Origin of the sequence: Legionella donaldsonii (assembly GCF_900452385.1) — a bacterium.
Lineage (GTDB): Bacteria > Pseudomonadota > Gammaproteobacteria > Legionellales > Legionellaceae > Tatlockia > Tatlockia donaldsonii.
Map to the genome: position 1 here is coordinate 1,308,602 of NZ_UGOA01000001.1, position 15,229 is coordinate 1,323,830.

Here is a 15,229-nt window from a genome sequence, read left to right on the forward strand (position 1 = left end):
GTCTTAACATGAAAAAAAGTTTTGTAGCAGCTTGCCTGATTATGTTGGTTCCAGTGATTTCTTTTGCGAGCATTAACTATAAGAATACCTATTGCGGTAATGAAAAATATTTAGGAAACCCCAAGACAAAGCGGCCACATCTGCACTGCGGCAAGGGTTTTATGTCTTATAAAAAAGCGAGCGGTGACCATACGGTTATAACTGGGCTGGGTGATTGCAAACGAACAGATACTGTTTTTGATGATATAAAAGCGAATCGAACTGCATTTGCAAATTATACTGCGATTTATAATGCCCTTGTAGCCTACCATCAAAGTGGTTGCCCAAATCAATAATTACCCGTTAAACCGTTAAGGGAGTGAGTGGTACTCCCTTGATGGTTGTTAGAAAAGCGATTGCAAGTGGGAACGGGCTGCATCCGTTAGTTCATGGGCTTCTTTGGGGACAGGCATAGGCCCTTTGGGTTTAAATAGACTATCGCAGGCAACGCCCGCAGTAATAACGCTCGGGAAAGCGGTAGTCGCTGTTAGTGTAGGCAAGGCTGTCTCTGCTGATCCCAGAAAAGGTGCAATAAAGAGAGCGGGATAATAGGAGCACAGTGTTAAGCCAACTCCATATCCTATTGCACCTGCAAATAAAGTGATAATTGCCACAGCGGCAATTTTTAAAACAATATTGAGAAAAGGATGCGCTTCTTCTTCAAGAATAAGCTGAGTATTAGCAATAAAGTCAGTAATGGATTTTTCTTTATCTAATCCATTGATAATCGATTCCTCAAGTTGCTCCAAGGCAGCTTGCAATTGCTGCTTTTTATCCTGCGATAAAGGGTCCATTTCTTTGGCATATTTTATTTTTGCCTCGCTCCACAAGGAAAGACGTTGCTTATTAGCTAACTGTTGTTGCTTCACAACCTCTTCGACTTGTTGGCGTAAATCTGAATTCATATCGTGATGGGCTACAACGACGTGTTTGCTAATTCCCTGAAGTGGCAATTGAGAAAGTGTTTGCATCGCTGGGAATTTGCTCGTGCAGTATTGAACTGTTCCAAGCATCATTAATGGCGTAGCAGGGTTTTCTTGGAGGAAAGCATTGATAGCTGACTGGATTTTCTCTATTTCTATGGGTTGGTTTAAATCAATGCAGCAAAATCCTATTTTGCCCTCGTTATGCTCGACAGTGATGATACTTCCTTGCAATCGGTAATGTTCTAAAAGCCAGGTACTTAATAGGTTGTTTTCAAGGTCTTGAAACGCTGTTTTTGTTGGCGTTCCACTACCAGTGGTTAACCGTTTAAAAAAAGAAATTTGTTCTTTACCCATGCTGGTTCCTGGCAAATTTTGCCTAGTGTATTGCAGTTACATTAACGGAATCTTAAATAGGATTTTTCCATTGAACTAAGTCTTTATACGAACGAAATGGCACTGAACAAAACGTGCCTCAGCGTTCCCATGTCTGGTTTTGAGACAAGGAAGCAACAGGGTTATTACAAGAACTCATTGTACCTGTGTTACCCATATTCAATGTGTTTGCCTTTGGTAATTTCATAAATAACTGACTTCACTTTGAAACGCCGGTCAGCGCTTAAACTGTTTGCCAGGGTCATATAAAGTGAACCATCCATTGAAAACACATGGGAACTAACGCCACCAAAAGTGGGTATTGTTTGAATGATGGCAAATTGTCCCTCTTTCCATTGATATAAAGGAGATTGCAAGGCGGGGTTTGGATTAGTGTGATTACCGGTAATAAAATTAATCCGGAAAAGGTAGTGCTCATCCCTTAAAGTGAAATAACTAAAATGGCGTCCTCCTTCGCCTTGTAAAAGTTGATAGGGATTAAATTTTTTTCCATCCCACTGATAGAGTACCGAATCTGTTTTAATATTGGCGTACGCGAGATAAAATTTATTATCCAGCATAAAAAATTCAAAGCCTCGCCCGCCATCACCTTTAAACTGTTGATACAGATTAAATTGAGCCCCATCCCACAAATAAAGGGACGATTGCTTCAAGTGATCGGCAAAGGCTAAAAATAATTTGTTATTAATAGAGAAGGCTTTAAACGAATAACCCTGACGTGATGGAATGGTTTGAAAAGGAACAAATTTTTTACCATCCCACTCGTAAATCATGGAATTAGTTTCTTGAGGATGGCCTTTGTTTTCGGAAGTACCCCCTCCATTTGCAACCGCTAAAAAGTGCCGTTGGCCAATATTGAAAGAGTACCATTGCTGTGCACCGTAAGTTAAAAATTCTTGTACGGGATAAAAATAACGCCCATCCCATTGATAGAGCATGGAATAAGTATGCAAATTAAAAGGAGGATGAGGACCTGAGTGTGCACTGGCAATCGCTAAAAAAGAATTTTTGCCAATCGAAAAAAAAGTAGCTGATTCATTACCATGTCCGGGGATGCGTTGGTATTCACGGAATTGACTACCTGCTTTCTTGAAAATGATCACATCAACATCGGCGTTACCTCCGTCCATCTTGGCAGGGGTGTCAGGGATGTCTTCAGCGAACTGGGCTACTGCAATGTAGTACTCATCCTCCAGAGTAAATGGTGTTAATTGGCGAGCGCCAGTTGTTTCCAGGTATTGGATAGGAATCAATAGTTGTTCTGCAAAAACCGAAGTGGAAAAACCAATCAGTAAATAGGTGATTAACCATTTGATTATTCTCATAATATCCTAATTATTTTCTGTTACTTGAAAATATCAATGTGAACTGGCATAGCCAAGACGAGTGAATCATTTATTTCAAAACATTTAAAAAAATATTTTTTAATTAACTAGTTCTATCACAGCAAAGTCTCCGCATCAATTAGCAGAATTTTTTCATTGTCAGTTCGACTCCATAATATTCACATAAGAAATACGTAATATTGCGATAATAAATTAGTCATACAATTTATATAGAGCAACGCACTTTGTTGTGGTGTTGAATGCACGTATTTTCGGCAATGCAAGAGCCTTATACTAAGGTTAAGGCTACAGTTGATAAGTTTAAGACCTTAGGGTTATCTAAGAAGTGCAATGCGATTCGACATACGTTGACGATGTTGTTAACTAATCCTGAGATTATGTCTGAGCAACTTGCTGAAAAGTTGTTGCCTTCAGCAAGAGGGGTACCTTACCACATCGATTCCTCTGATCCCGAACAAGTCGTTGTGCTTAAAAAAGCAATCAATATGTTGTTCAATATTGAAAAAATGCTACAAGAGCTTGAACAAATCAATCTGAGTGAAACAGCAAGCCTCACAGAATTAGTAGCACTTGCTCCAAAAATCGCAAGAAGCCTTTATTGTGTGATTAATCAAGTGTATGAGGCGATCCAATTAATCAATCACTCAAACGCCTCTGTTCAAGCCATTTTGGGCCCTCATTTTAATCAGCTTAAACAAAAAATGGCTCCACTATTGGAGCAGCTAGGACAATTTACACCCCGTGGTGCTCTTTTAGATCAACCTTGGGGTGAAGTGTTTGGTAAAGCAGTTGAGCTTTTACCCAAAGAACAGATCACCTCTGACGAGGTAAGTTTCAATGCTCTGGGACAAGCTGTTTTTAATATTCCAGACTATTTTAAACAATTACAAACCATGCTTGAAACCGGCTCCTTATTCTCTGAGCCAGACTTATCTATGGATCCCCCTAATCCTGCCCTTTTAAAACAAAAGGAAAAAAGAGAAAAAGAAGCGAATGCCTTTGTTGCCAATTTGGATAGCATGGCCGTTAAAACCTGGTCCCAAGGACTCGGTATTGAATATGTTGCTGCGATTGGGCGGTTGGCAGGTTTCTTAAAAGATCATACGAAGGCCTTAGTCCAGACTGCCATACCAACCTCTAAGGCAGCCTACTTAAGACTCGAAGAAGCCTTACTTAATTTTAAACGCAAAGTACTACCAGCTATCATAGATGAGTTGGAAGCGCTTGAGATAACGATGGGTTTAAAACCTGGCCTCTTGGTTGAGCCAGCGTTAAGTGCAGCAACGACTTATTACAATAAATTGATTGAAACCCTTACTACTAAAATTGAAGAAGCAAGGGTTAAAGCGGATAACGTCGGTGTAAAGGCTTTCTTATATGTCACTGAAAAAGATGAAGATAAATTAGAGTTAGGCACGAAATTCGAAGTAGGGGAAGAAGTCGCGCACTTAATTGATGAGACCTTCGTAGCACAAAGGATAAGTCGGCAACATGCGAGACTCGATGCAGCAAGAGAAAGGATGTATGAGGTACAAGAGATTGCCGGGGCTGCGGAATCATTTTTTGCAAAAATTAGTACGCGACCTGAAAAATTAACTATCCAGGATAGACAAGAATTAGCTTTCCTTTATCAGCAATTCCAACCTCATATGAGGGCTAGAGATCCCCGATTGGATGCGGAAATTGTAAGTTACCTGAATTTAACAGAGCAAGAAAAAGAGCGCTTGTCTCAGGGAGCAGCTAGCGCCTCACCAGAACCTGAGGAACAACCCTTTCTTAGAACCGTCGGTGACTATGGTTTACGGTTGGTTGGACAGACCTTATTTGACAGGATTTTAAAACAAGACACGGCAGTGATGAATGCGATAAACAGAGAAATAGCTACCGTAGCAACGCAAATAGATTTAATTCAATCCAGCCAGGCTCAAGTGAAAGCGTCCTCCTATGAGAGAATGGGTAAAAAAACTACCCTTGAAGCGATTTCTGATAGCAATGGGTTAAATCCAGTCACCACTGCCGAAAACTTATCGTCTAGGCAACTCAACAAAAAAATGGCTGATTTGGATGATCAACTCGATGAATTGGCACAAGCAAGAAAGGCATTTTCAACGTTTATTGATACGCTCAATGAAGTCGCAAAAGGAAATAAACCACTCAGTGGTGTGGATGCAGAGACTAAAGAGCAATTGCGGAAACACTATGCTCAATTCCAAAAATACCTGTTTCCTGAAGAAAACGAGTTTCTCCTCCAATGGGATAAACAAATAGTGCAAGCCTTGATGCAGGATAAACCTCAAGCCGACGGTATTCGTCCAGTGACTACTGGAGAAATAGTGGAGCTTGAAAAGGTAATCGCTGCTAACATGGCCGCTATTCAAAAGCGTTTTGAACAAGGTAAGGAACTCTATTTTCAACAGTTACAAGAAAAATTAAAAGAAAGACCAGCATCTCCCATCATTTTAAAGCCTTCACAGGACTTGTCCAAAGGCACTCTCCTGGCTCAAGCCAATGCCGCAAAACTCTCAGAACAGTTCGATAATTCCATCCAAAAAGCAATCGAATTTTTGCAAAGCAATCTGGCTGCCGAGGTGGCTGCAGGACTCCGTCAGGTGGATAGCTCACCAAGCCTTCCTTATCAAATAGAGGCTAATGATGCGCCTGTAACTGTTTTTTATAAAACGGTATTTAATTACTTTTATAGTTTAATTGATAACACGATTCAAAAAGCAGTTGGTTTTTTGAGAGACAATCTTTCTACTGGATTAGTTACAGAGTTGGGCCTTAGCGAGACTGGGGCAGTAAAACCCTATCAACTAAAGGAAACGGATTCTAGTCAAGTCTCCTTGTACAAAAATGTAATTAACTCGCTTTGCTATTTAAGAGACGCTGTCGTTGCGGTTGAGAAGCAGGCAGGGCATCAATACACCGAAAGCACCTTATCAAGAGCTCTCTTTTTAGGCCAGACAGGTTTAGGGCTTGCTTCACCAGCTAAAAATATGGCTGGTGCTCTTGCTAATGTCGCCAATAATCCGCAATTTGCAGCGCTTGTCAAAATTTTACCTAAGGAGCTCGCTGAGTTTTTTGAACAAGCGAAGTTAACGACTGCTGAAAAGATGAGTGAGGCTGTCGCAAAAGCCAAAGTTGATCCCCGATTTGCCGTTATGTTGCAGGATATCCCTAAAGAGGTAACCGAGTATTTGCAGCATACCGATGATCCATGCCTCATACCAAAAGTTGTTGATTGGCTAGAGCATAGGCTACTTAATTTTTTCGAGAATACCCCTGTTGAACAACTTGAAGCCCGTTTTAACGAGTTTGAGCAAGACTTCATTCGCTTTATCCAAGACCTGGAGGCCAAGGGTGTAACCAAAACTCCCGTGACCGAGGATGGCGTTTTAGTCGATAAAATTTTAGTTGCTTTGCATAAAATCAAAGTACAAATAAAAGTAGAAATGGGTGAAATCGACAATCTGCTTGGTGACCAATGGAGTGCTCCCAGAGGACAGGAATCTGAAGAACAAGTGGCTGGTGATTTACAAAAACTGGATGCCTGCTTAGCTAAGTACACTAAATCAGGTACACCATTGACTCATCAGGATCAAGAAACGATCAAAGAATGCTATAAGGAATTACAACCCTACCTGGCCCAGGTGGATAAAAATTACTATACAAACGATTTATTAAACGATTCTCCGAATTACGAGCAAGTTTTACAGAAAATTTTAATCCAGGATAGAACAAAACGTATTGCAGCAATTAAAGAAAATAGAATGAATAGGATTTTTCATTATGTTCTTTCCGAGGGGACACCAGCACTCAAAGGAGTAATGGGCGCACTTACTGCAAACATTATTGCCCAATCTGAGCCAGCAGTAGAAATGACTGTGGAAAAATCAGATGCCATGAAGCGGGAGGAGGCTCTACAAGAAATCATTGAAGGTGTTAAGAACTTCCCCCTTCCCGCCAGTGATAGCCCCGAGGCTCGCCAAATAGCACAGGATAAGGAAGTTCTAATCTCCGCGCTACAGGGTATGGCTCCATTTCTATTGAAAGTAACTCCAACACCGAAAGACGTACAAAATCTTCTCAATGCAGTAAAAGGAGTTTATGCGGCATTATTCAATGTTGGCGTTGGAAGTCGCGAGTTATTTCTAGAAAAAATGCAGGACTTCCGTGCTGCTTGGGAATCAGTCGTTTTGCTAGCGGATGAGGCTGAATTTTCCCTGGGCTTAAAACCAGGTGTTCTATCGTCTGCTCTTAATGAACCGGTTGACAAATTCTATAGAGGGTTTATTACGAGCGTCAAAACAAAATATTCCGATCAGGATGTTTTAAAATTACTAGGTGATCTGAATCCTATTTCAATACGGATTGCTAATGAGGAACGCCGATTAAAAAATCTCGAAGAAACTGCTGGTTCTGAAATGACTGTTACTAGAAAAATGGAAATCAGTATCTCACGAGAACGAATCGCTTATTTAGCAGAATTAAAATTAGAAAAAGAAGCAGACAAGATCAAACGATTCGAGCAATTTAAGCAAGTTAACTACGAAAAAATCATCAACGAAGAGATTCGCCCTTCAGTGAATGAAAAAATGGGCGTTTATGCCAATCAATTCTTTCAGGATGTGCAACTGTTGTATGATGAACGTAGAGAATCGATGTTGCAAGATATACATCTGGGCACGCCAGTTGAAGCAGCTATTAGAGAAAAAATAAATAGTGTGTTCGTTGAATTGATGACTCCCAGCCCAGAACAATCACCCAGCAATCCCCTCCAAACAATTAAAAAAACTTACACACAACTTAATGCTGATTATCAGGCGATTCAAGAAATAAGAAAGCAATTTAAAAGTCAAAAAAATAATCCTCTGATGCAGGAGATACTTGCCAAATTTGATGCGTTTGAAGAAGAAGTAAAAAATTTTGCAAATAAAGAACTTCCAAGAAGCAATGAATCTGAAAAAGCCGTTTATATGACACAGCTGCAAGAGCACGCCCTTTTTGTAAGATCATTTAGAGATAGATTGGGCAATTATCAGTTACTGGTTAATAAAGAAAACCTGCACAACTATGAGGAATTGCAGGGTGAGAAACAAAATTTACTTGATAAGCCCCCAAGGGAGAGAAATGCAGGGATGCAACAAAAGCTCGCCTACCTGAATACTTATGAAAAACGCCTGATAGAAAAATGTGAGCAGGGTAGTCGGCATGAGGTTGCGGGGGAAATTAACGCTTTTGTTAAAGCACTTAATCTCTATGATGCCTTAGTTGAGGTCTCTGCAAATAACAGAAAGTTAATGGCCCAGTTACAGGAAGAGATAGCTAAATTAACTAAGCCGACTGATAGAAATAAATTAGAAATAAAAAAACAGCAATTGGCTATTGCACAAGATATTGAAGCTATTATTGGGCACCCTGAGATGCCAATAGAACAAAAAATCAAGATTTTAAAGCAATTCATGGTTAATGACAGTCAGGACAACAAAGCAGTTTATACGGGAGATTTTGGTAAAATAATTCAAGAAAATTTATCTGTTGTGAATAAGTTTAGTGCCGTAGAAGAACGGAAGTTTTCCTTTTTCTCAAGCCACAGCCAAGGAAGCTATGTAAGCAATGTAACTCCAGAGACCTTGCTACCCAAAATAGAGAAAAAAATAGCTGAGCTTGAAGGTAAAAATGACAAATCAAGCACTCATAAAAGAGAGGTACTTAAAGCAGCACAGGAAATGTTGCGTGATAGAACTGGAAGCAGGGAAGAACTCGCTGAAGTGATACGTAAATACCCTGAATACGATTCAGGAATTGGACCAAGTGACACAAAGAAACTTGCTCATCAGGCCATGGGTTGTTTAGAAACCCAGGCAAAACAAGCCGGATTAGCCTCCTGAAGCAAAAATAGGTCACTATTCTTCAGCGGGCAGTGGTTGGAATATTGCGCGCTATTTTTGTTTTCGCTACTAAGTGTTAGCCAAGTATTGAGGGGACCTTGTTTACCAGATAAATATAACCGCCAGTCCATGTGATAGGAACCCCACTGATAGTCACGACAGGTTCTACAGGAATACCAACCAAATTTAATCCCGGTGAGGAATATAGAAAAGAATCGACGTAGGTTGAGTCAGCGCATTTATTAAATAATTGCGGGAGGCCGGGGTATAGTTGTTGTAATTGGGCATAGCTGTTAGAACAGATAGAGCTAATGGCATTGCGTATTGAAAGGGGGTTGAAATTATTGGAGATGCCTAGAAACGTTGCATTGAAGTAAATCGCTGCAATGCCATAATAGCTTTGGCTTGCAAAACCTGGCACCGAAGTTAACTGCGATAACATTGAAAAATTGGTAAGGACCTCGCCATAATTTGCCAAACACCTGCTGTATAAAAAATTACCGGTAATGGGCCCTTGGTTATAGCCAACGGGGTAGCAATTATCAGGGTCGAGAGGTGGTTGTACTGCATCCATCGATTGCCTTGCCAGGTCTTGCCCTAACCCCAGGAAACTAATACTGAAAAGATCATACACCACACCATTGATGGTCAATTTGATTACATTGGGATTCGATGGGGTATTGGCAACAAAGGCGACTTGTGCTGAAGCGCCGCCAATTTCAATAATACCCCTGGTAAGGTAGGTACCAAGGCTGCTATTTAAATAATTGACTTCTAGCCATTGGTATAGACCTTCTTGCTGCCCACTAATGGTTTTTGTTTCTCCCAAACCATAGTTATTGCTTACTATCGTATTGGCGACTGATTGATAAATGGCCGCTTGCTGTGCTTCTGTCAGCACTCTCATTCCCGCAGTTCCCAAAACGCTGGCAATGGCCTGAGATGGCATGATTTGATAGGTTTGCAATACATTGGTCGCTTCTGTTAGCAGAGGCTGGATGGCATTGCCTGCTGCTGCAGGGTTATTCGCAAAACTGGCTAGAGGAATATTGTTATTATCAGTGAATAAAGTAACGATGAGAGGATTAAGGGGGGCAATAGTTTGATAGATAAACATGCGTGTGCCACTGCTGCCAGCATCAAAAACGACATTGTATCGTGCATTGGCCGGGGTAATGGTGGCGGGGGATACATTATTTGCTGAAAATAAACAGTAGCCATTTGCAATGGGAGTACAACCCAATAAAGGATAATAACCTGGTCTATTAACCTTGATACCTACGGAGGGATAGACACGATTGGGTACGGTGGTAGTGATGCTTAGATTTAATGAAGCGACATTATAGTTTTGGCAGGTGAGGGGGCCTTTTCCATTAAGGCACAGAGTTATGCTTATTGTTTCTGAGGACAGACCTGTTGATGATACTTTGAAAAAGGCTGCCGCAAAGGCTAGTTGGCCTGTTAATAATAAACCAAACAACACACCAAACCTGCTTAAACTCCGTTTCATTCACAATCCTTATCGTTAAACCACAACTGAGCAAATCAAGGCATTCGCATAGCTCGGGCCTGTGCTCAGGTTATTAAGTAATTGATTTGTCTGCTTTTTAAATTTGCCTTGTCCTAAATAAAAAAAACGATAGCCGCATTCGAGTGGTGCATGACCAAAAACGTTATTCATTCTTACTCCGAAGCCTGCCATTGCAGAAAAGGTGACTTGACTATGCCCCGAAAAAGCATGATCTGGAAGGGTCATACCGTCGAGAGACTCTTCATGAAAACTGCTGGTTGTCAGAATATTGACTCCAATTCCGCTATCAAAAGTAATTCCATAATGATTGGCAGGATTATCGATGGATGCCTTGGCAGCAGCGTAGACAGGAACATGGCTAAGGCCATATTTGTAGGCCAGATTTTCAAATAAATCTTCCTGGATCACCTGTCCTTTAACCTGCGTTTTTGTTAAATAAAAGACATTAATCCCGTAGGATAATTGAATGGCTTTTTTTACGGGATGATTAAAAAGGTACCCTAATCCTACTACCAGGTTTCCATCATGGTGTTTACTGACTGTAAAGCGATCGCCAATCAAGTCTTCAATTCCGATAAACTGGGTTTTACCTGAGTGATTCAGATAACCCCCTAATTGCAGGATTTTCTGTCCTTTTGTTAAATCAAGGGCAAAAGAAGGGGGGGTAATGGCTAATAAGCTAGCCAAGATTATACCTTTTGACAGCGTAAGTTGAATGTTTAATGGCAACATGGTTTTTTCATTGAAAAGTAAAATCTTAAACTGAATTGCTGAAAATATATATAGGTTCTTGATAGTTTTCAAAAAATGGGTATATTTTTTATACGCTATTTTCCTTTTGATTATGAGCTAATTTTCTTAAAAATCGTTCAATGAAATCTAAAAAAATTCCGACTAAGCAGCAATGAGTTGATCCTCTTAAAATTTCCTTAAGCTTCCCTGTGTATAGTGAATGCCAATTAAACAAGATGTCTAACTGATAATTCACAATGTTTTATACTTACAATCCACATCGCCATGTGAAAATTTGGCTTAGCAAAAATCCAGATTCTTTTTTGAACCTTGAAAATCAATTGCGTCTTATTAGGATGAGAAGTATAAATCCCACAGACGAAATTAATTTTGTTTATGATAGTAGTCTTTTATCTGCAGAAGCCATAGAAGAGTTAGATAAATTTTGCCTTCAATACAACATTGCGGCAAAGGATGTACAGAAAGATTTACTTCCCCAATGCAAGACAGTAGAAGAAAACAACTTAATTAAAGCTTATAAAGATGAAATTGCCCATTTAGATGAGGGTGGGAATTTGGCGGTGGCCTGTGATATTTTACGCTGGCTGCGGCCTGTTTACGAACTTGGTACTTACACTGATTTTGATGTACCCGTAGATACCAGAGAGATACCGCCGACGGTTCAGGTCGATAAGCCTCTTTTAGTCAACATGGGAAGTGTTGTTCTCGGTAGTGGTATTGAATCGTTGGCTCTTAACAATGACACAGTCGCTGTGGTTGATTGTGATGCTGCCCTCGAGGATATCAAAAAAATTCAGAAAACTCTGTTTGAAAATAGTTTGGCAAAACCCTATTCATCTGTTTTTCAAACTCATATATCCACTAATATACGGAGTTTGGAGGAATTTTTACCACCTTTCATTGTACCGATTTTATTAAAAATGGATCCTAATTATGCCATGCTCGATGAGTTGGCTTCCATAAGTAGAGGTAAAACATCACGCCAGGTTCGCCATAACATCATGAAATTGACCGAAAATAATAAAGTTTTCAGTGAGAATATTCTCGCTGGGAGCTTTATTTTTGGTTTTGGATATCTGAGTGACCAAGAAAAAATAACGGCTGCAGCAGCACAGCTAAGAAGTACTGTGCAATCACAACTAGGCTGGTTTAATTGGCTATTCTTACCTTCTGCGCAATATCAACAAATTAAAGCAATTGCTTCAATAAAGGACGATAATGAATTTTTAACAACAATGCGCAAACAAACCCGCATGGGGATGTTGAAAACCAATGTTATCTATACGTCAGGCCCTGGTGCAGTAGCATTGGGTTGGTTAGGTCGCCTATTTTTAAAGCGTGAAACGATTGATACGGACATAGCCTTGTCTTCATTCGCCCATTACGGACTCGATAAAGTCTTTATTTCCGAAAATAGCCTGCCTATGCACGCCAAAAGCAAAGAGGTAGTGGCTAAAATGTCAGTCACAGAAGTAGGGAAAACCAACGATTTATCCTGGTTAGAGGAAGGACAAAATGCAACGGTAGTTCGTGAGCAAAAAATCGAAAAATCAGCGTTAACCATCCAGCGATTTTTTCGTGGTAATAAAGTCAGAGCTGAAGCACATCTACCAGCGTCTTTCCTAGGGATGCGTGATAAAACGCAGGCTCATATCGATAAAATTGAAGCTGATTTAAATGGGTGGTTTGGTTTTTATCGTTATCGTCAACGGCATGAGAAAATTAGAGCCCTAAGAGGTATTCTTACGCACTTTGATAAGGAACACTTTGATGTCGATGGATTCCAAAAAGCATTAGCTAGCTATCGTTCCACAGATATTTCTGCAAGTCTTGGAAAAAGTGAAACTAAAGCGCTGATCGATGAGTTAACCCTATTTAGCCACCGGGCAAAAATTTATCGTCTTACTGACTCTCAAGGACAGCTATCACTTAACCTGCAGTGATACTCACTGCCATACCTTATTAATACCTATTTGAATTAGAGTGCTTTAGCTATTACACTTAGCATCTAACGAAGGCGGGTGTAGTTCAATGGTAGAACTTCAGCTTCCCAAGCTGATAGCGTGGGTTCGATTCCCATCACCCGCTCCAATTCCGGGATTCCCCAACATTGTTTTGCCGAAAAATCTTGCAATAGCACTACCCTTTATTGTCACACAAATAAATGAATAAACGTAATCACTGAATTGGGCTATTCAGTAGAGTCGTGGAAAGTCGGCAAGTCAAATATCCTATAAATTGATAGTGATTATCAGGGCTGACGCGGTATTCATTGCAGGCTAATGAGCACGGAAAACGTTTCGAAGAAGGGAACTATCTTCTGGGTACCGCGCATAAGCACGGTACGGAAAGGGAGAAAAGGGGATTCAATATTTCTTGCAAGCTTGCTTCGTTACCCAGCAACTAGAGTCTATCTAGCGACAAAATCCTGGACTTGATGAGGCGCTACTTCATCATTTTCTTGATTTGGAAGTGTCATCTCTTTAAAAAAGGAAAGATTTGCTTTTGTGGCTGTAAGTTTGGTAGCTGAATCGGGCTCTCTTACCACCGCTGGTAGATTTGCACCCAAATAATTCAACATCGTTATCAATCGATTGACCAGATCATTGAAAATTTTTCCAAAACCACGGAGATCTATGAGGGTAGTTTGCTGTGCTGTCTCTATTAATGTTATACCTTCAGTGAAAAAGCCGCTAACACTGATGCCTCCAGTTTTAAGTAAAGTTTGTTTGCCTTCCAGATCGGTAGCAAGTTGACGCGCAATCCCGGCTTCTGCTTTGTAACCTCTTTTTTCCAAATCCGCTGCTTTGCTTGAGAATTGTTTAAATTGCACACCGATTTCTTTGGTGACCTCATAAATTTCATCTAAATCAACACCGTCCCAAATATGGTCTCTCACGTCATTTTCTTTTTTGAGAACATCTTTATAAGTGACGCCATCTAGTCGTCCTTCTTTTATCTTTTGCTCCAGAATAGTAAGAAGAACTTGTGTAAAGAGCACAAAATGGTTTTCTTCCATAATCTCACCCTGCTCATAGGGAGAGAATTTTAGGCCAACAAAGAATCCCTTGCTTTTCGCTAATATTCCTGAGGTCTTTGGATTGTTTAACGCATGATTGAGGGTGTCATAAAGACTTTGTGTTGGGGTGGCTACTTGTGCTTCGCTGATTATAGCTCGTACTAAATGCCCTCTGAGTTCATTATTGGCTACTGCGCGATTGGAAACTGCCATGACAGCACCGGACTCTTTATTTCTAATCAGAAATTTTTCAGGGTCGTTTATATTCTCAAAGCTAATTTCTGACAGTGGTGTGTTTTTTAAAAAATCAATCTCTTCGGGAGCAAGTTGCTTTTTATCGAATGTAACCTCAGCACAATCTTCAATGGTGGCGAGTAGAACTTGTGCAACGACAGCCTTTGCTGTCGCGATAACCGACTCTTTAAGTTTGGGCATTCTATTCCTTGGCACAACAAGCGAGAAATTTGCTCCCATTGTACCATTATGGTTATGAATAAACCATCTGCCAGTTGTTCATAAAGTATAAAGGATGGGGCGCGAACGGCTTGTAGAGTCTGCTGATTTTCGGATTTTTACAGCATCCGATGTTACCACACTGCGATATAGCGTCGTATAGCAATTAATGGTACTATGCAATTTTTTAATCATATAGGTAATAGGATGTACGGAAAGAAAGAAAGTGTATTTAAAAGAGCATATGCTATTAAAGATTATGCATATAAAGAAAGCGGTGTCAAAATAAATAGTGGGGCAAGTTTTTTCCGGCCATTCGACTCTCTTGCAGATGTTAGAACACAGTTAAGATCACCTGTTGTCGCCCCAATAGTTGATTTGACCTTAGCGGTACAATCTTGCCTTCATGCCTGTCGCAACGTTCTGGAAACAGCTATTAATATCGTTTTTCTCGACGTAGGTAATATCAACAAAAGTGTGCCGGAATTTTTTACTAATGTTTTACAGGCTGCCTACTTTGCAGGGTCTGCTCTCACCGATACCTTATGGGATTTGACCGCATTAGCTACGCGTACCTTGTCGACAGTTGTTGATACTGCTGCAGCGATAGCGGGAGCAATTGCCGATGTCGGTTATGCCATTGTTGATGCATGTACTCCTAAAAGCGTACGTTTGTAGATCTCTCCATATCGTAAAAAACCAGCATTGTCCGTAATACTTCCAAGACAAGAAGTGCTGCGGACTCCTTAAAAGTTTGTTGCCTATTATTATGCAGGAACTCAAAATAAAGATTAACTGCTCTTTCCGTAATAAAAATTACGCCAAAATGCAATGTAGTCGGGTTTATTCCAAAACTATTTTCGACTATACGTAGAATC

9 protein-coding genes and 1 tRNA gene are annotated in these 15,229 nt (G+C 40.3%); 5 read left to right on the plus strand and 5 right to left on the minus strand.

Translation table 11 applies throughout. The features are described from left to right. The first annotated feature begins 8 nt into the window (after window positions 1-8). Window positions 9-335, plus strand: a complete 327-nt coding sequence (locus DYC89_RS06070) for a hypothetical protein (protein ID WP_115220961.1) — start codon at window positions 9-11, stop codon at window positions 333-335. A gap of 48 nt (window positions 336-383) precedes the next feature. On the opposite strand, the gene DYC89_RS06075 is transcribed toward DYC89_RS06070, so the two are convergent. Both DYC89_RS06075 and DYC89_RS06080 read right to left on the minus strand, forming a co-directional pair. Next, entirely contained in the window at window positions 384-1,319 is a 936-nt protein-coding gene (locus DYC89_RS06075) for a hypothetical protein (protein WP_115220962.1), read from the minus strand. Window positions 1,320-1,507: 188 nt separating this feature from the next. After that, the gene (locus DYC89_RS06080; RefSeq protein WP_115220963.1) at window positions 1,508-2,683 is read right to left on the minus strand and encodes a hypothetical protein; all 1,176 of its coding nucleotides are present in this window, start codon (window positions 2,681-2,683) and stop codon (window positions 1,508-1,510) included. 260 nt (window positions 2,684-2,943) lie between these two features. Between DYC89_RS06080 and DYC89_RS06085 the strand changes: the two genes are divergently transcribed. Continuing rightward, window positions 2,944-8,595, plus strand: coding sequence for a hypothetical protein (locus DYC89_RS06085; RefSeq protein WP_115220964.1), 5,652 nt, complete (start codon window positions 2,944-2,946; stop codon window positions 8,593-8,595). A gap of 76 nt (window positions 8,596-8,671) precedes the next feature. Here the strand turns inward: DYC89_RS06085 and DYC89_RS06090 are convergent, their stop codons facing one another. Together DYC89_RS06090 and DYC89_RS06095 are read right to left on the minus strand one after the other, a co-directional pair. Next, window positions 8,672-10,105 carry a hypothetical protein gene (locus DYC89_RS06090; RefSeq protein ID WP_115220965.1) on the minus strand — a complete coding sequence of 478 codons (1,434 nt, stop codon included), beginning with the start codon at window positions 10,103-10,105 and terminating at the stop codon, window positions 8,672-8,674. A 15-nt stretch (window positions 10,106-10,120) separates the two neighbouring features. Next, window positions 10,121-10,858 (minus strand): hypothetical protein, encoded by a 738-nt coding sequence (locus tag DYC89_RS06095; RefSeq protein ID WP_115220966.1) that lies wholly within the window; start codon window positions 10,856-10,858, stop codon window positions 10,121-10,123. A gap of 257 nt (window positions 10,859-11,115) precedes the next feature. Here DYC89_RS06095 and DYC89_RS06100 point away from each other — a divergent pair, with 257 nt between their 5' ends. Beyond that, window positions 11,116-12,822 (plus strand): glycosyltransferase family 88 protein, encoded by a 1,707-nt coding sequence (locus DYC89_RS06100; protein WP_115220967.1) that lies wholly within the window; start codon window positions 11,116-11,118, stop codon window positions 12,820-12,822. A 74-nt stretch (window positions 12,823-12,896) separates the two neighbouring features. Then, window positions 12,897-12,970 (plus strand) — tRNA-Gly (locus DYC89_RS06105). 319 nt (window positions 12,971-13,289) lie between these two features. Here the strand turns inward: DYC89_RS06105 and DYC89_RS06110 are convergent. Beyond that, entirely contained in the window at window positions 13,290-14,333 is a 1,044-nt protein-coding gene (locus DYC89_RS06110) for a hypothetical protein (RefSeq protein ID WP_115220968.1), read from the minus strand. Window positions 14,334-14,558: 225 nt separating this feature from the next. On the opposite strand from DYC89_RS06110, the gene DYC89_RS06115 reads away from it, so the two are divergent. Further along, window positions 14,559-15,029: a hypothetical protein gene (locus DYC89_RS06115; RefSeq protein WP_115220969.1), complete on the plus strand. Its 471-nt coding sequence runs from the start codon at window positions 14,559-14,561 to the stop codon at window positions 15,027-15,029. Window positions 15,030-15,229 lie beyond the last annotated feature (200 nt).

Excerpts from the sequence above, each read along its gene's own strand:
- DYC89_RS06070 (WP_115220961.1), top strand. The coding sequence starts at position 9 with ATGAAAAAAAGTTTTGTAGCAGCTTGCCTGATTATGTTGGTTCCAGTG.
- DYC89_RS06075 (WP_115220962.1), bottom strand. The coding sequence starts at position 1,319 with ATGGGTAAAGAACAAATTTCTTTTTTTAAACGGTTAACCACTGGTAGT.
- DYC89_RS06080 (WP_115220963.1), bottom strand. The coding sequence starts at position 2,683 with ATGAGAATAATCAAATGGTTAATCACCTATTTACTGATTGGTTTTTCC.
- DYC89_RS06085 (WP_115220964.1), top strand. The coding sequence starts at position 2,944 with ATGCACGTATTTTCGGCAATGCAAGAGCCTTATACTAAGGTTAAGGCT.
- DYC89_RS06090 (WP_115220965.1), bottom strand. The coding sequence starts at position 10,105 with ATGAAACGGAGTTTAAGCAGGTTTGGTGTGTTGTTTGGTTTATTATTA.
- DYC89_RS06095 (WP_115220966.1), bottom strand. The coding sequence starts at position 10,858 with ATGTTGCCATTAAACATTCAACTTACGCTGTCAAAAGGTATAATCTTG.
- DYC89_RS06100 (WP_115220967.1), top strand. The coding sequence starts at position 11,116 with ATGTTTTATACTTACAATCCACATCGCCATGTGAAAATTTGGCTTAGC.
- DYC89_RS06110 (WP_115220968.1), bottom strand. The coding sequence starts at position 14,333 with ATGCCCAAACTTAAAGAGTCGGTTATCGCGACAGCAAAGGCTGTCGTT.
- DYC89_RS06115 (WP_115220969.1), top strand. The coding sequence starts at position 14,559 with ATGTACGGAAAGAAAGAAAGTGTATTTAAAAGAGCATATGCTATTAAA.